The 20,073-nt window shown below is 70.0% G+C and carries 15 protein-coding genes; 8 read left to right on the top strand and 7 right to left on the bottom strand.

Annotated features, from left to right (window positions below):
• Positions 1–46 precede the first annotated feature (46 nt).
• On the bottom strand, positions 47–3,673 hold the full coding sequence (locus tag D451_RS0104515; protein ID WP_017533562.1) for a multifunctional oxoglutarate decarboxylase/oxoglutarate dehydrogenase thiamine pyrophosphate-binding subunit/dihydrolipoyllysine-residue succinyltransferase subunit: 3,627 nt from the start codon (positions 3,671–3,673) through the stop codon (positions 47–49).
• A 560-nt stretch (positions 3,674–4,233) separates the two neighbouring features.
• Here D451_RS0104515 and D451_RS0104520 point away from each other — a divergent pair.
• Complete coding sequence (locus tag D451_RS0104520) at positions 4,234–4,632, top strand: BlaI/MecI/CopY family transcriptional regulator (protein ID WP_187294522.1); 399 nt, start codon at positions 4,234–4,236, stop codon at positions 4,630–4,632.
• Here the strand turns inward: D451_RS0104520 and D451_RS0104525 are convergent.
• Both D451_RS0104525 and D451_RS0104530 read right to left on the bottom strand, forming a co-directional pair.
• Positions 4,615–5,844: an MFS transporter gene (locus D451_RS0104525; protein ID WP_026124827.1), complete on the bottom strand. Its 1,230-nt coding sequence runs from the start codon at positions 5,842–5,844 to the stop codon at positions 4,615–4,617. The genes D451_RS0104520 and D451_RS0104525 overlap by 18 nt on opposite strands.
• Before the next feature lie 83 nt (positions 5,845–5,927).
• Complete coding sequence (locus D451_RS0104530) at positions 5,928–7,013, bottom strand: suppressor of fused domain protein (RefSeq protein WP_014908702.1); 1,086 nt, start codon at positions 7,011–7,013, stop codon at positions 5,928–5,930.
• 217 nt (positions 7,014–7,230) lie between these two features.
• Here D451_RS0104530 and rlmN point away from each other — a divergent pair, with 217 nt between their 5' ends.
• From rlmN to D451_RS27215, 4 genes are all read left to right on the top strand, one after another.
• Positions 7,231–8,328 (top strand): 23S rRNA (adenine(2503)-C(2))-methyltransferase RlmN, encoded by a 1,098-nt coding sequence (gene rlmN / locus D451_RS0104535; RefSeq protein ID WP_014908813.1) that lies wholly within the window; start codon positions 7,231–7,233, stop codon positions 8,326–8,328.
• A 7-nt stretch (positions 8,329–8,335) separates the two neighbouring features.
• A complete protein-coding gene (locus tag D451_RS0104540; protein ID WP_014909208.1) occupies positions 8,336–8,806 on the top strand; it encodes a YqaA family protein in 471 nt (156 codons plus the stop codon).
• Positions 8,807–8,891: 85 nt separating this feature from the next.
• Complete coding sequence (locus tag D451_RS0104545) at positions 8,892–9,704, top strand: carbon-nitrogen hydrolase family protein (protein WP_017533563.1); 813 nt, start codon at positions 8,892–8,894, stop codon at positions 9,702–9,704.
• A gap of 240 nt (positions 9,705–9,944) precedes the next feature.
• Positions 9,945–10,187 (top strand): hypothetical protein, encoded by a 243-nt coding sequence (locus tag D451_RS27215; protein WP_042283005.1) that lies wholly within the window; start codon positions 9,945–9,947, stop codon positions 10,185–10,187.
• Between the two features lie 244 nt (positions 10,188–10,431).
• Here D451_RS27215 and D451_RS0104550 read toward each other — a convergent pair whose 3' ends face one another.
• Together D451_RS0104550 and D451_RS0104555 are read right to left on the bottom strand one after the other, a co-directional pair.
• Positions 10,432–11,940, bottom strand: coding sequence for a CoA-acylating methylmalonate-semialdehyde dehydrogenase (locus tag D451_RS0104550; RefSeq protein WP_017533564.1), 1,509 nt, complete (start codon positions 11,938–11,940; stop codon positions 10,432–10,434).
• A 26-nt stretch (positions 11,941–11,966) separates the two neighbouring features.
• Positions 11,967–13,253 carry an aspartate aminotransferase family protein gene (locus tag D451_RS0104555; RefSeq protein WP_026124828.1) on the bottom strand — a complete coding sequence of 429 codons (1,287 nt, stop codon included), beginning with the start codon at positions 13,251–13,253 and terminating at the stop codon, positions 11,967–11,969.
• A 183-nt stretch (positions 13,254–13,436) separates the two neighbouring features.
• Between D451_RS0104555 and D451_RS0104560 the strand changes: the two genes are divergently transcribed.
• A complete protein-coding gene (locus D451_RS0104560) occupies positions 13,437–15,041 on the top strand; it encodes a PucR family transcriptional regulator (RefSeq protein WP_017533566.1) in 1,605 nt (534 codons plus the stop codon).
• Positions 15,042–15,059: 18 nt separating this feature from the next.
• Here D451_RS0104560 and D451_RS0104565 read toward each other — a convergent pair whose 3' ends face one another.
• A complete protein-coding gene (locus D451_RS0104565) occupies positions 15,060–15,971 on the bottom strand; it encodes a LysR family transcriptional regulator (RefSeq protein WP_017533567.1) in 912 nt (303 codons plus the stop codon).
• A gap of 71 nt (positions 15,972–16,042) precedes the next feature.
• Between D451_RS0104565 and D451_RS0104570 the strand changes: the two genes are divergently transcribed.
• Positions 16,043–16,987, top strand: coding sequence for an EamA family transporter (locus tag D451_RS0104570; RefSeq protein WP_017533568.1), 945 nt, complete (start codon positions 16,043–16,045; stop codon positions 16,985–16,987).
• A gap of 44 nt (positions 16,988–17,031) precedes the next feature.
• Here D451_RS0104570 and gabT read toward each other — a convergent pair whose 3' ends face one another.
• Positions 17,032–18,366: a 4-aminobutyrate--2-oxoglutarate transaminase gene (gene gabT / locus D451_RS0104575; protein WP_014908458.1), complete on the bottom strand. Its 1,335-nt coding sequence runs from the start codon at positions 18,364–18,366 to the stop codon at positions 17,032–17,034.
• Between the two features lie 210 nt (positions 18,367–18,576).
• Here gabT and D451_RS0104580 point away from each other — a divergent pair, with 210 nt between their 5' ends.
• Positions 18,577–20,037 carry a PucR family transcriptional regulator gene (locus tag D451_RS0104580; protein WP_017533569.1) on the top strand — a complete coding sequence of 487 codons (1,461 nt, stop codon included), beginning with the start codon at positions 18,577–18,579 and terminating at the stop codon, positions 20,035–20,037.
• Positions 20,038–20,073: the final 36 nt, after the last annotated feature.

Here is a 20,073-nt window from a genome sequence, read left to right on the forward strand (position 1 = left end):
CGGACCCGGGACGTCCAGCACCCTGACACGCCCCGGGTCCGCGTGGCTACTCGGCGGGCGGGAAGACCGTGTCCACCAGAGCGCGCTGCTCGGCCTCGTGCCTCTTGGCCGAACCGGCGGCCGGGGCGGAGGAGGCCGGACGCGAGATCCGGGTGAAGGGACGGTCGAGCTGCTCGGAGAAGACCAGGGCGACGAAGGGCCACGGACCCATGTTCGCCGGCTCCTCCTGGACCCACAGGACCTCGCCCGCGTTCGGGTAGGCCTTGAGCTGCTCGCGGATCTCCTCGATCGGCAGCGGGTAGAGCCGCTCCGCGCGGATGATCGCCGTGTGCTTGTCGCCGCTCTTGCGACGGGCGGCGTCCAGGTCGTAGTAGATCTTGCCGGAGCAGATCACCACGCGACGCACCTTCTCGGGGGCGATGGAGTCGTCACCGATCAGCGGGCGGAAGTGGCCCGAGGTGAAGTCGTCGGCGGCCGAGGTGGCGGCCTTCAGACGCAGCAGCGACTTGGGCGTGAACACCACGAGCGGACGCTCGAACGGCGACTTCGCCTGCCAGCGCAGCAGGTGGAAGTAGCTCGCCGGGGTGCTCGGCATCGCGACGGTCATGTTCTCCTGCGCGCACGCCTGGAGGAACCGCTCGATGCGGGCGGACGAGTGGTCCGGCCCCTGGCCCTCGTAGCCGTGCGGCAGCAGCAGGGTGACGCTGGAGCGCTGGCCCCACTTCTGCTCGCCCGAGCTGATGTACTCGTCGATGACGGTCTGGGCGCCGTTGACGAAGTCGCCGAACTGCGCCTCCCACATGACGAGGGCGTCCGGACGGGTCAGCGAGTAGCCGTACTCGAAGCCCAGCGCCGCGTACTCGCTGAGCAGCGAGTCGTGGACGTGGAACTTCGTGGTGCCCTCGTCGAACTGCTTCAGCGGCGTGTGGACCTCGCCGGTGTCGCGGTCGACGAGCGAGGCGTGACGCTGACCGAAGGTGCCGCGACGGCTGTCCTGACCGATCAGACGGACCGGGTGGTCGTCCATCAGCAGGGAGCCGAAGGCCAGCAGTTCACCGGTGGCCCAGTCGATCGCGTCGTTCTCGACCATCGTGGCGCGACGGGTCAGCTGCGGGGCCAGGCGCGGGTGCGCGGTGAAGCCCTCGGGCAGGGAGACCTGGGTGTCGATGACACGCTTGACGGTCTCGGTGCTGATCGCCGTCTCGACCTTGGAGTGGTCCAGGCGGGCCTCGGTGAACACCTCGGGCTTGACCACGGAACCCGGCTCGATCGGCCTCTTCTCGACCTCGCGGGTCTCGGTGAAGGCGCGCTCGAGCTCGCTGTGGTAGTCGCGCAGGGCCTGCTCGGCCTCCTCCACCGTGATGTCGCCGCGGCCGATGAGGGCCTCGGTGAACAGCTTGCGGGTGGAGCGCTTGGCGTCGATGACGTCGTACATGAGCGGCTGGGTGAACGCGGGGTTGTCGCCCTCGTTGTGCCCACGACGCCGGTAGCAGACCAGGTCGATCACGACGTCCTTGTTGAACGCCTGACGGTAGGCGAAGGCCAGGTGCGCGACCCGGACCACGGCCTCGGGGTCGTCCCCGTTGACGTGGAAGATCGGCGCCTGGACCATCCGCGCGACGTCGGTGGCGTACACGCTGGAACGGCTGTCGGTCGGCGAGGTGGTGAAGCCCACCTGGTTGTTCACGATGACGTGCACCGTGCCGCCGGTCCGGTAGCCGCGCAGCTGGGACAGGTTCAGGGTCTCGGCGACCACGCCCTGTCCGGCGAACGCCGCGTCACCGTGGATGAGGATGGGCAGCACGGTGAAGCCGTGCGGGCCCTTGTCCAGCACGTCCTGCTTGGCGCGGACGATGCCCTCGGCGACCGGGTCGACCGTCTCCAGGTGGGAGGGGTTCGCGGCCAGCGAGATCTGGATCTTGTCGCCGTCCGGGGTCTCGAAGACGCCCTCGGTGCCCAGGTGGTACTTGACGTCGCCGGAGCCGTGGGCGCTACGCGGGTCGAGGTTGCCCTCGAACTCACCGAAGATCTGCCCGTACGACTTGCCACAGATGTTGGCGAGCACGTTCAGGCGACCGCGGTGGGCCATACCGATGACGGCCTCGTCCAGCTCGGCCTTGGCGGCCTTGGAGATCACGCCGTCCAGCAGCGGGATGAGGGACTCGCCGCCTTCGAGCGAGAAGCGCTTCTGACCGACGTACTTGGTCTGGAGGAAGGTCTCGAAGGCCTCGGCGCTGTTGAGCCGGTGCAGGATGTGGAGCTGCTCGTCGCGGTCGAGCTTCTCGTGCTCACGCTCGACGTGCGACTGGATCCACTCCCGCTCCTCCGGGCTCTGGATGTGCATGTACTCGATACCCACCGTGCGGCAGTAGGTGTCGCGCAGCACGCCCAGGATGTCGCGCAGCTTCATGACCTGCTTGCCGCCGAAGCCCCCGGTCGGGAACTCGCGGTCCAGGTCCCAGAGGGTCAGGCCGTGCTCCAGCACGTCCAGGTCCGGGTGCTTGCGCTGCTCGTGGTCGAGCGGGTTGGTGTCGGCCATGAGGTGGCCGCGCACGCGGTAGGCGTGGATCAGCTCCTGGACCCGGGTGGTCTTGTCGAGCTGGGTGGCCTTGTTGACCTTGATGTCCTGGACCCAGCGGACCGGCTCGTAGGGGATCCGCAACGAGTTGAAGATCTCGTCGTAGAAGCCGTCCTCGCCCAGCAGGAGCTGGTGGATCCGACGCAGGAACTCGCCCGACTGGGCGCCCTGGATGATCCGGTGGTCGTAGGTCGAGGTCAGGGTCATGACCTTGCTGATGCCCAGGTCGCTCAGGGTGTCCTGAGAGGCGCCCTGGAACTCGGCCGGGTACTCCATGGCCCCGACGCCGAGGATGGTGCCCTGGCCGGGCATCAGGCGCGGCACGGAGTGCACGGTGCCGATGCCGCCCGGGTTGGTCAGGCTGATCGTGGTGCCCTGGAAGTCCGTCACGCCCAGCTTGTTGTTGCGGGCCTTGCGGACCAGGTCCTCGTAGCCGCTCCAGAACTCGTTGAAGTCCATCTCGTCGGACTTCTTGATGGAGGGCACGACCAGCTGACGGGAGCCGTCGGGCTTGGGGAGGTCGATCGCCAGACCGAAGTTCACGTGTTCGGGCTTGGCGACGCCGGGCTTGCCGTCGACCTCCACGTAGGCGTGGTTCATCTCGGGCAGGGCCTTGAGGGCCTTGACCATGGCGTAGCCGATGAGGTGGGTGAAGGAGACCTTCCCACCGCGGCTGCGCCGGAGATGGTTGTTGATGACGATGCGGTTGTCGAACAGCAGCTTGACCGGCACCGCGCGCACGCTCGTCGCGGTGGGCATGGTCAGGCTCGACTCCATGTTGGTCGCGGTACGGGCGGGTGCGCCACGCAGCCGCTCCTCCTTGACCTGGAGTGCATCGTCGGTGCTCTTGGGTGCTGGGGCCGTGGTGGCCTTCTTCTTGGGCGCGGGGGTCGGGGCCTTCTCGGTCTGCGCCTTAGCGGCCGCAGTGCCTCCACCCTTCCCGCCGGCCGTATCCGCGGGCTTGTAGTCCGCGAAGAAGTTCCACCAAGCCTTGTCAACCGAATTCGGGTCGGTGAGGTACTTCTGGTAAAGCTCCTCGACCAGCCACTCGTTCGGGCCGAAATCTGTCAGGGGTTGAGACGCCTCAGACGACACGGCGGAGATCGCCCACTTCCGCAGCTCGCTTGTGAATGTTAAGGAAAGACGGGTGGCTGTCGGCAAGGCGGGCTCTGAACAAGCATGAAAGCGCTCCCCGTCGGGGGAGTGTCTGACCTGGCCGGCACTCGTCGGGTACCAGGCTACTTGTAACGGCATCCTTCGGGGGAACGCGAGGGTTGTTGAAACTGGGAGATACCTAACAATCTTTCACACGAGTCTTCTCGCTACGTGCCGGTCACTTTGCGTTGCGTGGTGACGGAGGCTCATTTCCTCCTGTTTGTCGGGTTTTTTCGTGAGCGGGGCTGTGACGGCTTCCGGTGCGCTGGGTCACACCTTTCCCGGTGAGTGATTCGCGTCCCTTCCCGGATGACCGAAGCCGGCCGTACCCGGAACGGAGGGCGACCGACGGCGAATCGGGTCCGCGCGGCGGTGAAACGCCGGTGAACGACGCCGAGGATGTGCGGATCTGTGCCGTCTTCCCCGTTCCTCCCCATCGGATTCCGGCCCCGCCTACGATGCGCCTACGAACAGCCGGATCACACGGGCGGGGGAGACCCATGAGGGGGCTGGGAGAACTGGAGGCGGCCATCATGACCGCGCTGTGGCGCGCGGACGGGCCGCTCCAGGTCCGAGGGATCCTGGAGACCATGGTCTACGACCGGGAACTCGCCTACACGACGGTCATGACGGTCACCGGCATCCTGCACCGGAAGGGGCTGCTGGAACGGGAGAAGGTCGGGAGGGCCTGGGCCTACCGGGCCCGGGAGACCCACGCCGAGTACACCGCCCGCGTGATGGGCGAGGTGCTGGAGAGCGGCCCCGACCCCGGGAGCACCCTGCGCTGCTTCGTCGAGCGCTTCGGCGACGAGGACGTGGCCCGACTGCACCACCTCCTCCACCAGGTCGGCGACCGGCGCGAGCGATACCGCTCCCAGGACTCAGCGACGACGCAGTGAGCGCACGCTCGGAGCGCACAGGGCCGCCAGCGTCGCGATGATCGTCAGCGAGGCCACCAGCAGCAGGGACCGGTCGACCCCGATCGCCTCGGCCGTCGGACCGATCGCGATCTGCCCCACCGGCATCGCCACGAACGAGCCCAGGGCGTCATAGGAGTAGACCCGTGAGAGCCGTTCGGTGGGGACGTTCTCCTGGAGCGAGACCTCCCAGGCCACACTGAACTGCTCCACCGCCATTCCGCCCACGAACATCGCGGCGAACAGCAACGGCACCATCGGCGACGGGCCCGCCAGGACGAAGAACGGCAACGTCTGGAGCAGGACCAGGGCCGTGCCGTAGAACAGCGCGCGACGCGGTTGCCAGCGGGCCGCCAGGACGCCGCCGACCAGCAGACCCACGCTGTTGGCCGCCATCAGTAGCCCCCAGGTGGTCCGCCCGAACGTCGCGTCGGCGATCCCCGGCCCCAGCACCCCGGTGGCCGCGGACCAGCCGGCGTTGACCACCATGAACTGCAACACGATGATCCAGACCCAGGGGCGGGCGACGAACTCCCGCCAGCCCTCCACCAGGTCGCGTAGGACGTTCCGGCCACCGTCGGTCGCCCCGGTCGAGGGGACCCGCAGGAGGGAGAAGGCCACCCCCGCCGCGGCGAACATCAGGGCGTCCACGCCGATCGCCCAACCCGGCCCCCACAACCCCACGGCCACGCCGCCGGCCGACATCCCGGCGAACATCCCGAGCTGCTTGGCGATCCCCACCGAGGCGTTGGCCTGCCTCAGCAGAGCGCGCGGAACGGTCTGGGGGGTCAGGGCCGCGGAGGCGGGCAGGTTGGCGGCGGCCGCGGCCCCGTTCACCACGCTCAGCGCGATCATGAGCGGCAGCGAGGCCGTCCCGGTGAGCAGTGTCAGCGCCAGGGTCCCCTGGGAGAGCGCCGCGAGCGCGCACCCGCCGACGAGCACCATCGAGCGCGGCAGCCGGTCCGCGATCACCCCGCCGAGCAGGAGGAGCGCCACGTTCGCGATGGATCGGGCACCCACCACCAGGCCGACCTGGGTCAGGGAACCCGTCACGTCCAGGACGGCGAAGGCGAGCGCGACCGTGGCCATGCCGTTGCCGAACATCATCAGGACCCGGCCCGACGCCAGGGCCCGGAAGTTCCCGTAACGCAACGGGGCGAGGATGCCCCCGCCCGTGTCGGCGCTCGCGTCCATGCCCCTCCTCGTCCTCACGGGGCCGGCCCCCGATCGGGCATGTTCGTGGACGTCGGACGGTCGACGCAACGGGTTTTCCCGGGTCAGTCCAGGATCCAGCCGCGCCCTTCGGCCGCCAGCTTCTCCACCAGGGTGGCGCTGTCGTGCTCCTTGGCGAACAGGTGCTCGGGGCGGGTGATCGGGACGATCCACAGCCAGCGGACCGGGTCGCCCTGGAAGGTCAGCCCGGAGGTGTCCGGCGGGACCAGGGCGGGGTCGGTGATCAGGGGGCTCGGATCCTCCAGCAACAGGACCGCGCCCGCGTCACGGCGCATCGCCCGATCCTCCGGGTTGTCCAACCACTTGACCGTGTGGCCGGTGCCGAACCAGGTGACCGCGCGCCAGGGGAAGGCCCCGATCCACCGGAAGATCCGCGCCGCGTGGTGCGCGGGCAGCGTCGTGGCCAGGGCCAGCTCCACCCGGGCGTGCCCCGAGGTATCGGCCATGTAGCGGTCCAGGGTGGGCATCCGCTGCCCGCACATGCCCACGGTGGACAGGACCGTGTAGGGCCGTTCCTCGGTGGGCGGCCGCTCCGAGACCCGCAACAGCGGCGGGTGCCCGTCGGAGACGTCCCAGTAATGCCCGGCCTCGCCCACCCGGCGGTTCAGATGACCGAGGACCGTCCGCTGCACACCGCGCCAGGCGCCCGAGGCCCGTCGCCAGTCCCAATAGGCCTCCGCGTGCACGACCCGCGGCCACAGCCGGCGTTTCACCGAGTCCAGCTCCCAGGCGTAGGGGCTGCGTCCGATGGCCTCGCGCGCGTAACCGGGCAGACCGCTGTCGGCCTCCGCCCAGCCGGGGATCACGGCGAGCAGCCCCTCCTCGTCCAGCAGGGCGACCCCGTCGCCCTCCTCGAACCACACCGCGCGCAGGGTGGCCGGATCGAACCGGGGGCGTCCCTGCGGATGCTTGGTATAGGCCTCGGGCATGAGCGGGGCCCGACCCCGATAGAGGTCGTCGGGGTCGCTCTCTGCGGGCGCGCTCTCGTGGTTGGCCAGCCACACCGGGACGCGGATGCGCTCTCTGGCGTCCAACAGGTAGGCGGCGGTCGTGTGGGAGTCGCATTCGACGACGACGCGACGGCTCTGGTAGGGGCTGATCTCGTCGAGCAGGACGTCGATCTCGGTCACCGGCCCTCCCGCGTGCCGCCGTCTCGGTGTCGTCTTGTCGTCGTGGTGGCCGGGGGCGGGGACCCGTCCGGGCCGTCCACACTGCGCGTAGAATCGACGGTAGTGCCCTGAGAGGCGGAGCAGCACCGCGGACGCGTATAGGTCGTATAACGACCCGCGTCGCCCCTTACCTTCCGCGCCGGGCGCAGTCCACCGACTCCATTCGTTACGGATACTTATGCCCGCCGAGCTCACTTTCGTCGCACCCCGCCGCGCCAAGCCGCCCCGGCACCTGGCCGATCTCAGCCCCGAGGAGTGCCAGGAGGTCGTCCGGGAGCTGGGGGAGAAGCCCTTCCGCGCCAAGCAGATCGCCAAGCACTACTACGGTGCCCTGGAGTCGGACACCTCGAAGATGACCGACCTTCCCGAGGCCTCCCGGGAGCGGCTCGGCGAGGCGCTGCTGCCGACCCTGCTCACCCCGGTCCGGCACATCACCTGTGACAACGGGATGACCCGCAAGACCCTGTGGAAGGCCTTCGACGGGGTGATGTTCGAGTCGGTGCTCATGCGCTACCCCGACCGCGTCACCCTGTGCATCTCCTCTCAGGCCGGCTGCGGCATGAACTGCCCGTTCTGCGCCACCGGACAGGCGGGGCTGACCCGCAACCTGTCCACCGGGGAGATCGTCGACCAGGTGGTCGCCAGCGCCCGCGACCTGGCCCGCGGCGAGGTCGCCGGCGGCCCCGGGCGGATCAGCAACATCGTGTTCATGGGCATGGGCGAGCCCATGGCCAACTACAAGCGGGTCCTCCAGACCGTCCGTCGCATCACCGACCCGGTCCCGGGCGGCCTGGGCATCTCCCAGCGCGGCGTGACCGTCTCCACGGTGGGTCTGGTCCCCGCGATCAACAAGCTCATCGACGAGAGGATGCAGGTCCGCCTGGCGATCTCCCTGCACGCCCCCGACGACGAGCTGCGCGACGAGCTGGTGCCGATCAACACCCGCTGGAAGGTCGAGGAGGTCCTGGACGCCGCCTGGCGCTACGCCGGGACCACCGGACGTCGGGTCTCCATCGAGTACGCGCTGATCAAGGACATCAACGACCAGGCCTGGCGGGCCGACCTGCTCGGCAAGCTCCTCAAGGGCCACCTGGTGCACGTCAACCTCATCCCGCTCAACCCGACCCCGGGCTCCAAGTGGACGGCCTCGCGCCCCGAGGACGAGCGCGAGTTCGTCCGGCGCCTCCAGTCCCACGGGGTGTCGGTCACCGTCCGTGACACCCGCGGCCAGGAGATCGACGGCGCCTGCGGCCAGCTCGCCGCCGCCGAGAAGTAGGACCGACGTGGTCGAGACCCTCCTGGCCTTCGCGTTCGCCGCCGCGGCCGGGCTGGTCCCGATCCTCAACGTCGAGGTCTACCTGTTGGGCGTCGTCGCCCTCATGGACGACGGCGCCCTCGTCGCGGTGGCCCTGGCCGCGGCCCTGGGACAGACCCTCGGCAAGATCCCCTACTACTACGTGGGTCGGGGCACGCTCTCCGCGCCCTGGCTGCGCCGTCGCGCCCGGACGCCGGGCAAGTGGGCGAAGCGGATGGCGGAGTGGCGGACCAAGGCGGAGGAACGCCCGATCTGGGGTGTGGGGCTGTTGGCGTTGAGCTCCTTCGCCAGCGTCCCGCCGTTCATGGTGGTCTCGGTCCTCGCCGGGGTCGTGCGCATGAACCTCCTCCTCTTCTGCGCGGTCACCTTCGCCACCCGGGCCGCGCGCTTCCTCATCCTGGTCCTGGCCCCGGCCTGGGCCCTGTCCCACCTGCCCTGACCCCTTCGAGGGGCGGGGCGTACACTCGTGGCACGTTCGGGGCCGCCGACGGGGCGGACCCCCTGGTCGCGGAGGTGAGGGTCCTATGGTGCGGGTCGCGGTCGCGCAGTTCTCCCCGGGGCGGGACAAGGCGGAGAACCTGCGTTCGGTGGCGGAGTTGACCGCCCGGGCCGCGGCGGACGGCGCCCGGGTCGTCCTGTTCCCCGAGTACACGATGTTCACCGCCTCGCGCACCGACCACCGCTACGTGGAGTCGGCCGAGCCGCTGGACGGGCCCTTCCTGTCCGACGCGGCGGACACCGCCCGCAGAGAGGGCGTGCACCTGGTCCTGGGGGTCAACGAGTCCCGGGGAGAGGACGCCGCGCACTTCACCAACACCCTGGTGGCGCTCTCGCCGCAGGGGGAGTCGGTGGCGCTCTACCGCAAGACGCATCTCTACGACGCCTTCGGGGTCAAGGAGTCGGACGTGGTGGCGCCGGGGCCGATCGAGGAGCCCCGCACCTTCGAGGTCGACGGTGTGGTCTTCGGCCTCCAGACCTGTTACGACCTGCGTTTTCCCGAGGTGACCCGGAGGATCGTCGACGCCGGGGCCCAGGTGGTCCTGTTGGCCGCCCAGTGGGTGCCGGGGCCGCTCAAGGAGGATCATTGGCGCACGCTGCTCCGTGCGCGCGCCATCGAGAACACGGTCTACGTGGCCGCTTCCGGCCAGTCGGCCCCGGTGGGGGCGGGCAACAGTATGGTGATCGACCCGATGGGCACGGTGGTGGCCTCCCTGGGGGAGCAGACCTTCGATGTCGCATCGGCCCGGGTTTCGGCCGAGCGTGTGGAGGCGGTTCGGGTCACGAATCCGGCCCTCGCCATGCGCCGTTTCGGTGTGACCCCGCTGCAAGAGGACTGAGGTCCTTGCCCAGGATCGTGTGTACATATCGGGCAGAGCGTATGAATGATCAGTCGGTGACCTGGGTCTTCCCAGGGTTCGTCACTTAGGGTTATGATTCCCCTGCACGGAGTGATTTAGATCGGTCCGGGCCCTTCCAGGCGCCGAGAGCTTCTGATTCAATTAAGAGCCGGTAACTATCGGCCCGCCAGACTGTCCTAAACCACGGGGGGAGCAAGGACATTGCGCGGAACGAGCACGATGTGCGAACCAGACATGCCGACCGACGTCGTATCCGGGACCTGTGTCTACGATCCGAGTCGGCTGAGTCCGGCGCAGTGCATGGGGGATGCCTGCGTCGTCTGCCACACCAAGTGGCCCAGGCCACGCAGGATCCTGGGGGAACTGCCGGACGGGGCCCATGTCTATGGATGCGACGAGTGCGCGGGGCTCATGGGGTACCGACCGGTGCCCGCGCGTAGGTCGCTGATCGTCGCGCGCTGACGCGGCGGTTCCGTGAAGACGGTCGCGCTCCGGGTCCAGGGGGAGTCTAGGACCCGGAGCGCTTCCGTCGACGCGCCCGCTTCCGTGGGGAGGAGGGGAATTGAGCGCGTCTTCTCGGGATGGTCGTCGTGACGCCCGTGAGGACGGAGAACGTCCCGGTCGGCGTCGATGGACACGATACTCCGTGTCGCCCGTCACCGACGGTCAGTAAGAGACATCCATCGGGTATTTCGTCGGATCGGGCCTACCCGTTGGTGGGAAAGCCCAGGTCGACACCGCCTTCGGGGCGCTGTCCGGGGTCGCTCCAACGGGCGGTCACGGTCTTGGTGCGGGTGTAGAAGTGAACACCCTCCGTACCGTGTACGTGGGAGTCGCCGAAGAGCGACTCCTTCCAACCGCCGAACGAGTAGTAGGCCATGGGGACCGGGATGGGCACGTTGATACCCACCATGCCGACCTCGATCTCGTTCTGGAAGCGCCGTGCGGCGCCCCCGTCGTCGGTGAAGATCGCGGTCCCGTTGCCGTAGGGGTTGGCGTTGATCAGCCCGACCGCCTCGTCGTAGTCGCGCACCCTCAGCACGCTCAGCACCGGACCGAAGATCTCCTCCCGGTAGCAGGACATCGTCGGCTCGACGTGGTCCAGGACCGAGGGGCCGAGCCAGAAACCGTCGCCGCCACCGCCCAGCACGGGGTGCACCCTGCCGTCGATCGCCAGGGTCGCGCCCTCGCGGACCCCCGACTCCAGGTACGAGGCGACCTTGTCCCGGTGCTCGCGGGTGACGAGCGGTCCCATCTCGCTGCGGTCGTCGTCTCCGGGGCCGACCCGGAGCCGGGCCACCCGCTCCCGGATCCGCTCCATCAGGTCGTCGGCGACCGAGTCCACGACCGCGACCGCCGAGATGGCCATACAGCGTTCGCCGGCCGAGCCGAACCCGGCGGAGACCGCGGCGTCCGCGGCCAGGTCCAGGTCGGCGTCGGGCAGGACCACCATGTGGTTCTTGGCCCCGCCGAGAGCCTGGACGCGCTTGCCGTGCTCGGCGGCGACCCGGTAGACGTACCGGGCGATGGGCGTGGACCCGACGAAACCGACCGCGGCGACGTCCGGGTGTTCGAGGAGGGCGTCCACCGCGACCTTGTCGCCCTGCACCACGTTGAACACGCCGTCGGGCAGGCCGGCCTCGGCCCACAGTTCGGCGATCATGAGCGAGGCCGAGGGGTCCTTCTCGCTGGGCTTGAGCACGAAGGTGTTACCGCAGGCGATCGCCAGGGGGAACATCCACATCGGGACCATCGCCGGGAAGTTGAACGGGGTGATGCCCGCGACCACGCCGACCGGCTGGCGGATCGAGTACGAGTCCACGCCCGTGGACACGTTCTCGGAGAAATCGCCCTTGAGCAGTTGGGGGACGCCGCAGGCGAAGTCGACGACCTCCAGGCCGCGGGCGACCTCGCCCTTCGCGTCGGAGAGGACCTTGCCGTGTTCGGCGCTGACGATCTCGGCCAGACGGTCGCTCCGGGAGTCCAGGAGCTCGCGGAAGCGGAACAGGGTCCGGACGCGCTTGGACAGGGGGGTGTCCCGCCAGGCGGGGAAGGCCGCCCGCGCGGCGGCGACCGCCGCGTCGACCTCGGCGGGCCCTGCGAGGTCGACCGTCCCGGTGATCTGACCGGAGGCGGGGTTGTGGATGTCCCCGCTCCGCTCGGTGGGGCCCTCGTGGCGGGAGCCGCCGATCCAGTGGGTGACGTGTTCGCTCATGCTCTCCTCCTCGTCTCGGGTGTTCCTCAGGCCTGCTCGGCCACGGCATGGACGGCGTCCAGGAGGATGTCGCGCCCCTCGGCGGCCTCCTCGGTGGACAGGGTCAGCGGCGGGGCCATGCGCAGCACGTTGCCGTGCACGCCGCCCTTGCCGACCAGCAGGCCGCGTTCGCGGGTGGCCTCCAGGACCCCGGCCGCCAGGGCCGGGGAGGGGGCCCCGCTCTCGAAGTCGACCATCTCGACGGCGAACATCAGCCCTTTGCCCCGAACGTCGAGCACGCAGGGCAGTTCCCTGAGCGCGCGCAGGCCCTCCAGGATGGTCCGCCCTTGGCGCAGCGCGTTGTCCTGGAGGTCGTGGTCCAGGACGTAGTCGAGGGTGGCGCCGGCGGCGGCCATGGACACCGGGTTGCCGCCGAAGGTGGCCACGCCGAGCGCCCCGAGGCCGTCCATGAGGTCGCCCCGGGCCACGACGCCGCCGACGGCGAAGCCGTTGCCGAGCCCCTTGGCGAAGGTCATGGCGTCCGGGGTGACGCCGTGGGCGCCGATGCCGAAGAAGTCCGTGCCGGTGCGGCCCCAACCGGTCTGCACCTCGTCGGAGACGAACAGGATGCCGTGTTCGTCGAGAACCTCCTTGTAGGCGCCGTACAGACCCTCGGGGGGCATCGCGAACCCGCCCACGCCCTGGATCGGCTCGGCGATCAGGCAGGCCACGTTCGGCGCGGTGGTGTCCAGGACGGCGCGCAGGTCGGCCACGCACCGGTCGATGTACTCGCGCTCCGACAGATCGCGGAACAGGGGCGAGGCGTGGTCGGTGCCGTGCAGGTAGTGCACGTTCAGCGGGGAGAGCGCGGAGTTCTTCCACGCCCGGTTCCCGGTGACCGCCACGGTGCCGAAGGAGCGTCCGTGGTAGCTGCCGCGCATGGCCAGCACCTCGTCGCTGCCTCGGGCGTGGGTGGCCAGCAGCAGGGCGGTCTCGTTGGCCTCGGTGCCGGAGTTGGTGAAGAAGACCTTGGCGTCGGGGATTCCGGACAGCCGGGCGATCTTCTCGGCCAGTTCGACCTGGGAGCGGATGAGGTACAGGGCGGAGGTGTGCACGACCCCCTTGGCGATCTGGCGTTCGACCGCCTCACGGACCTCGGCCACGTCGTAGCCGAGCATGTTGGTCACGATTCCGGTGAAGAAGTCCAGGTAGGTGCGGCCTTCGGCGTCGGTGACGCGGCTTCCCTTGCCGCTGACGATCTCCAGCGGGGACTCGTAGTAGAGGGGCGACCAGGAGGGCATGACCGCGCGGTGGCGCGAGAGGAGTTCCGACATGCCCCCAGTCTCGCCCGGCTCGGCGTACTTGACCAGGATCACACTGTTGACAACATGCTGGCGGCCTTTACAGAATGTAAAGCCTCCTTCAAGGCGTTCCCCTTCGTGCTCATGAACGAGGAAAAGCGAGCACTTTGTAAAGAGAAACCGCCTCCGCCGTGACAGAACGACTAGAGTGAGACCGTGCTCCCCACACTCGCCGAAGTTCTCAGGCTCCCGGCCCTCCAACGCGCCCGCCCCCGGGTGGTCACCGGTTCCGAGTACCTCGACGTGGCGGTGCGCTGGGTGCACATCGCCGAGGTCACGGACCTGGCCCACCTGTTGCGCGGCGGCGAACTGGTGCTCAGCACCGGCATCGCCATGCCCGACGACCCCGAGGCGTTGCGCCGCTATATCGAGGACATCGCCGACGCGGGGGTGAGCGGTATCGCGGTCGAACTCGGCCGTAAGTACCACGCCGAACTGCCGACCCCCTTCCTGGAGGCCGCCCGCGACGCCCGGCTCCCGGTCGTCCTGCTCGACCGCGAGGCCCGCTTCGTCGAGATCACCGAGGCCGTGCACATCCGGGTGGTCAATGAACAGTTGGAGGAGCTGCGCGAGTCGGAGAAACTCCACTCGGTCTTCACCCAACTGTCCGTGGAGGGCGCCGACGCCGCCCAGATCCTGCGTGAGGTCGCCCAGCTCTCCGGCTGCCCCGTGGTCCTGGAGAACCTCACCCACCAGGTGCTGGCCTGCGACCTCAACGGAGAGGATCCCGGCACCCTGCTGACCTCCTGGGAGAGTCGATCGCGGGCGGTCCGATCCGGTAGCCGGACCGTGCACGTGCCCTCCACCGGCTGGTTGGTCACCACCGTCGGCGCCCGCGGTCAGGACTGGGGGCGCCTGATCCTCATCACCGGCGCCACCCCCACCGCGCGCCAGACCATGCTCATCGAACGCGCCGCGACGACCCTGGCCCTGGGACGGTTGCTCGAACGCCACCAGGAGAGTCTGGAACGTCAGACCCACCGGACGATCATCACCGGCATCATCGACCGGGCCTACTCCGAACCGGAGGAGGCGCTGGTCCGCGCCCGCGCGGTCGGCGTACCGCTCAACGGACGCGAGCTGGTCGGTCTGGTCCTGCGTCTGCGCGAGAGCGGCACCGGCCTGGCCGCCCAGGCGCGTCTGTCCGACACCGCCGAGGGCGCGGCCAAGGCCTGCCGGGAACTGCGACTGCCCGCGCTGGTGGGTTCCCTGGACGACCTGCGCGTCGGCATCCTGCTGGCCCTGCCCTCACGCCCGCGCCTGGACCCCATCCTGTACCTGCTGGCCGAGCGTGTGCGCGCCACGGTGGGAGACGCGGCGGTACTGGCGGTGGGCTCGACCGCCGACGACATCCGCGAGGTCCGCCGCTCCTTCCTGGAGGCCCGCCAGGTCGGCGACGTGGCCGTCCGGCAGAGCGACCACCGCCCCTTCTATCGGCTGCCCGACCTGCATCTGCGCGGTCTGCTGCACCTGTTCCGCGACGACGAGCGCCTCCAGACCTTCGTGGAACGCGAACTGGGGCCGTTGCTGGACCACGACGCGCGCCACAACGGCGATCTCACCGACATGCTCCGCCACTATCTGGGCGCGGGCCGCAACAAGGCCCTGGCCGCGAGCAGGGCGCATCTGTCCAGGCCCGCGTTCTACGAGCGGCTGCGGCGGATCGCCAACGTGCTGGACGCCGACCTGGAGTCGGTGGAGGACTGCCTGTCGCTGCACGTGGCCCTGTTGTCCCTGGACTCGGTCCGAGAACAGCCCTGAGCCGGGGGACGTTCGCGCTCAATCGCGCCGGTGACGTCGCTCCACCTCGGCACCGACCTTCTCGAAGGCGCGCAGTACCCGTTGGACGGCCAGCCGTTCGGCCTTGTCGGGGCGCAGGACGGCGGAGACATGCCGGGCGGAGGGGACCCCGGTGAGGGGGCGCAGCACCACACCCGAGTCCGGCGGTGTGGTGAAGCGGGGCAGGACCGCCACCAGCGCGCTCCCGGCCACCAGCGACTCGATCAACCGGTTGTCCCAGAGCCGTTGGGTCACTCGCAGCTCCTTCCCGGTCACCTGCTCGATCGCCTTCGGAACGGTGTCGAAGGGGTAGCCCTCGGGGACCCCGATCCATTCGAGGTCGACCAGGTCGTCGGGGCTGACGTCGGTCCGGTCGGCCAGGGGATGGTCGGCCGCCATCGCGATGTCCAGCGGCTCTCGGGCCAGGGGGCGCACGGTCAACCCCTCGGCGCCGGCCGGTCGGACGCTGGTGAGGCTGTGCGCGATGACGATGTCGTTGTCGGCGGTCAGGCCGGCGAACTCCACTTCGGCGAGGTCGTAGTCGCTGCAACGCAGGGTGATCGAGGTGTCGGCCAGGTCGTGCATCGCGTCGCTCAGCAGGAACGTCGCGGCGCTGGGGAGGGCGGCCACGGTGACCGTGCCGGAGGGCTCGCCGCGGAAGGAGTCCCAGCGGGCCTGGACCCTTTCGAGGGCGGCGGCGACGCTCACCCCGCCCTCCGCGAGCAGCAGCCCCGCCTCGTTCAGGCGCAGGCCGCGGCCGGACGGCTCCACCAGAGGCGTTCCGAACTCCCGTTGGGCCGCCTTGAGCTGTTGTGACACGGCGGAGGGGGTTCTGTGGGTCGCCTCGGCGACCGCGGTGACACTGCCGCGTTCGGCGAGTTCGCGCAACAGCGCCAGGTGTCGGATCTCCATGTAGCAAGGCTACATCGTGAGTGTCCGAATTATTGATTGTGCTTAAAAGAGAAACCTGGTGACCTGGACGCATGCCGTTTCGTCATCGCCTGCTGGCCCTCTCCGTCGCTCTGATGTGGGGCCTCAACTTCATCGCCATCGACGCCTCGCTCGTCCACTTTCCTCCGTTCTTCCTCGTGGCCCTGCGCTTCGCGTTGATCGCCCTGCCGACGATGCTGTTGGTCCCCTGGCCGGGGGTGCCGGTGCGCTGGCTGGTGGGTTACGGGTTCGGCTTCGGTGTCCTCCAGTTCCTGTTCCTCTACTGGGGGATGGCCTCCGGCATGCCCACGGGCCTGGCGTCGCTGGTCCTCCAGGCGTCCGCGCCCTTCACCGTGCTCCTGGGGGCGACGTTCCTGCGGGAGCGGGTGAGCGGTCGGCAACTGGTCGGCGTCCTGATCGCCGTGTGCGGCATGGCCCTGGTGGGATGGCAGCGGGCGGAGAACGCCGCCATCGTTCCGTTCCTGCTGACCCTGGCGGGCGCGTTCGGGTGGGCGATCGGCAACACCTGCAACCGATTGGCCCGGCCGACCGACCCGCTGCGGCTGACGCTGTGGATGTCGGTGGTCCCGCCCCTGCCGATGCTGGCGCTGTCGCTGGCGGTCGAGGGTCCCGACCGGATCCTGGAGTCCCTCACCTCGTTCGGCGAGCCCGGGGCGGCGGCCGCCGTGGCCGGTCTGGTCTACACGGTGGTGATCGGCACCGTGGTCGGCTCCGGTGTGTGGACCTGGCTGATGACCCGTCACCCGGCGGGGGTGGTGGCGCCGTTCTCGATGCTGGTGCCGGTCGTGGGAATGACGGCCGCGTGGGCGGTCCTCGGTGAGACCGCGAGCCCGGGGGAGCTGGTCGGCGGGGCTCTGGTCGTGGGCGGGGTGCTGTGGGGCAGCACCCGTGGCCGACGCCCCGTCCCTCCGGACACGGAGAGGGCCGGGCCGCGCTCGAACGAACGCGACCCGGCCCGGGTCCCTCAGCCGGAATGAGCCGGCGGGGCGGGGAACGGACCTCCCCGCCCCGCGACGGCGGACTACAGGCCGGCCAGGCCCTCCTCCAGGATGTCCAGGCCCTCGCGCAGCAGCTCGTCGCTGATGGCCAGCGGCGGCAGCATCCGGATCACGTTGCCGTAGGTGCCCGCGCTCAGCAGGATCAGGCCGCGGGAGTGGCAGTGCGCCACGACCTGGGCCAGGGCCTCGGTCGCGGGCTCCTTGCCGTCCTTGACCAGCTCGATCGCGACCATCGCGCCGCGTCCGCGCACGTCGCCGATGACCTCGTACTTGTCGGCGAGGGTGCGCAGCCGGTCCAGCATGAGCGCGCCGATCTCACGGGCGCGGCCGACCAGGTCGTCGGACTCGATGGCCTCCAGCGAGGCCAGCGCGGCGGCGCAGGCGGCCGGGTTGCCGCCGTAGGTGCCGCCGAGGCCGCCGCCGTGGACGGCGTCCATCAGCTCGGCGCGGCCGGTCACGGCGGCCAGGGGCAGACCGCCCGCGATGCCCTTGGCGGTGGTGATCAGGTCGGGCACCACGCCCTCGTGCTCACAGGCGAACATGTCACCGGTGCGGGCGAAGCCGGTCTGGACCTCGTCGGCGACGAACACGATGCCCTTGGCACGGCAGAACTCGACCAAGGCCGGCAGGAAGCCGGGGGCGGGCTCGATGAAGCCGCCCTCGCCCTGGATGGGCTCGATGACCATCGCGGCCACGTTCTCGGCGCCGATCTGCTTGGTGATCTGCTCGATCGCCGCGGCGGCGGCCTCGGGGCCGCAGTTCTCCGGTCCGGTGGGCCAGCGGTAGGCGTAGGCCATGGGCATGCGGTGCACCTCGCCCGCGAACGGCCCGAAGCCCTGCTTGTAGGGCATGTTCTTGGCGGTCAGGGCCATGGTGAGGTTGGTGCGACCGTGGTAGGCGTGGTCGAACACCACGACCGCCTGGCGGCCGGTGGCGTTGCGCGCGATCTTGACGGCGTTCTCCACCGCCTCGGCGCCGGAGTTCAGGAGGATCGAGCGCTTCTCGTGGTCACCGGGGGTGATCCGGTTGAGGGCCTCGCACACCTCCACGTAGCTCTCGTAGGGGTTCACCATGAAACAGGTGTGCGTGAAGCGCCCCATCTGCTCGGCGGCGCGCTCCACCACGCGCGGGTCGGCGTTGCCGACGTTGGTCACGGCGATGCCCGAACCGAAGTCGATCAGGGCGTTACCGTCGACGTCCTCGACGATCCCGCCGCCGGCGCGCTCCACGTAGACCGGCAGGGTGCTGCCCACGCCCTGGGCGACGGCGGCGCTGCGGCGCTCCTGGATGGCGCGGGACTTCGGGCCGGGGATCTCGGTGACGATCCGGCGGGACTGGACGACCTCGGTCGTGGCCATGCGGCTGCCTCCTTCTGGGCGTGGTCTTGCGGGCTGTCTCCCGGGGGCGATTCCGGGCGTGCGAGCAGAACACTAGGCCGTGTGGAACCCCGCACACATGGACACAGTGGATAATCGAAGGGAGGCCGTACGCCATTGCGTCAGGTGCGGTGCGGCCACAGAGGGGGAGGGGCGCGAACGCGCCACGAGCACGCGGGGAGAGGGGCGACGATGCCGCCGACTTTGGGTTCCCTGCTACGGACACCGCGACTGCGACTGCGGCTGCTCGCCGGATCCGACCTGCTGCGACGCGAGGTGGAGTGGGTCGCGGTCAGTGAGCTCACCGACCCCACCCCCTACCTGGCCGGCGGCGAACTGGTGCTCACCACCGGGGTGCGCTGGGCCGACAACCCTCCCGACCTGCGCTCCTACGTGCGGAGACTGGCACAGAAGAACGTCGCGGGCCTCGGCTTCGGCGTCGAGGTCAACTTCGACCGGACCCCCGAGGAACTGCGCGAGGCCGCCGAGGAGTTCGGCCTGGCCCTGATCGAGGTGGCACGGGAGACCCCCTTCATCTCGATCGGCAAGGAGGTCTCGCGACTGCTGGCCCAGGAGGAGTACGAGGGGCTGAGCCGCGCCTTCGCCGCCCAGCGCGATCTCACCCGGGCCGCGCTGGACGGGTCCGCCGCCGTGGTGGACCGGCTGGCCCGTGAACTCGACGCCCGCGTCCTGCTCCTCGAACCGGACGGCGTGGTCCGGCACGCCTCGCCCGCCTCGGCCGTCGACCTCGCCCCGGATCTGGTCGGAGAGCTGCCCCGCCTGCGCGGCGCCGGCCCCAAGATCGGAGCCTCATTGGTCTCGGGGGGCGCGCGGATCTCGCTGCAACCCCTGGCCACGGGCCGCCGGGTACGGGGCTTCCTCGCGGTCGCCACCAGGGAGGGGTTCGGTTCCGACGACCGCACCCTGGTCAACGCGGCGGTGTCGCTGCTCTCCCTGGAACTGGAACGGCCGGCCCTGGCCCGGGGCCCCGGCCTCGGCCCGGGTGTGCTGTCGGCTCTGCTCGCCGGGGCCTTGGACCCCCGTCATCCGGGGGCGGAGGAGTTGATGGCCGGGCTGCCCGCCGAGCCGGTGCTGGTGGCCGCGGCCCGAGGGCCCGTGCCCGACGGGCCGCCGGACGGGGTCCTGGTCACCACGGTGGCCGAGACCGGGGGCGCGTTGGCGCTCTCCTCCGCGGCGGGGTCGGGACACCTGGCCGAGGCGCTCGGGGAACTCTTCGACGGACCGGTCGGGTTGAGCGAGCCGGTCGGGTACGCCGACCTGGCGGTCGCCCGCTCCCAGGCCGAACGGGCCCTGGCCGCGGCGGAGGAGGAGGGGCGCGCGCTGCTGCGCTCGGACGAACTGCCCGGTGGACTGTTCGGGCTGTTGGACAGCCCGGCGGGGCTGCGTCTGGCGGAGGATCTGCTCGCCCCGATCGATCGGCAGCGCAACGCGGCCGAACTGTTGGCGTCGTTGCGCGCCTACCTGGCGGCCTCCGGGCGTTGGGACGCGGCGGCCGAACGGCTGGGGGTGCATCGGCACACCCTGCGTTACCGGATGAGGCGCATTCGCGAGCTGCTCCCGGGCGACCTCGACGACCCCGATCATCGGACGGAGCTGTGGGTGGCCCTGCGGCTGCGCGAGGGGCGTTCCTGACCCTTCCCCGATCCCTTTCGCCTCGCCGATCAGGGG

Source organism: Nocardiopsis alba DSM 43377, assembly GCF_000341225.1.
Taxonomy (GTDB): Bacteria; Actinomycetota; Actinomycetes; order Streptosporangiales; family Streptosporangiaceae; genus Nocardiopsis; species Nocardiopsis alba.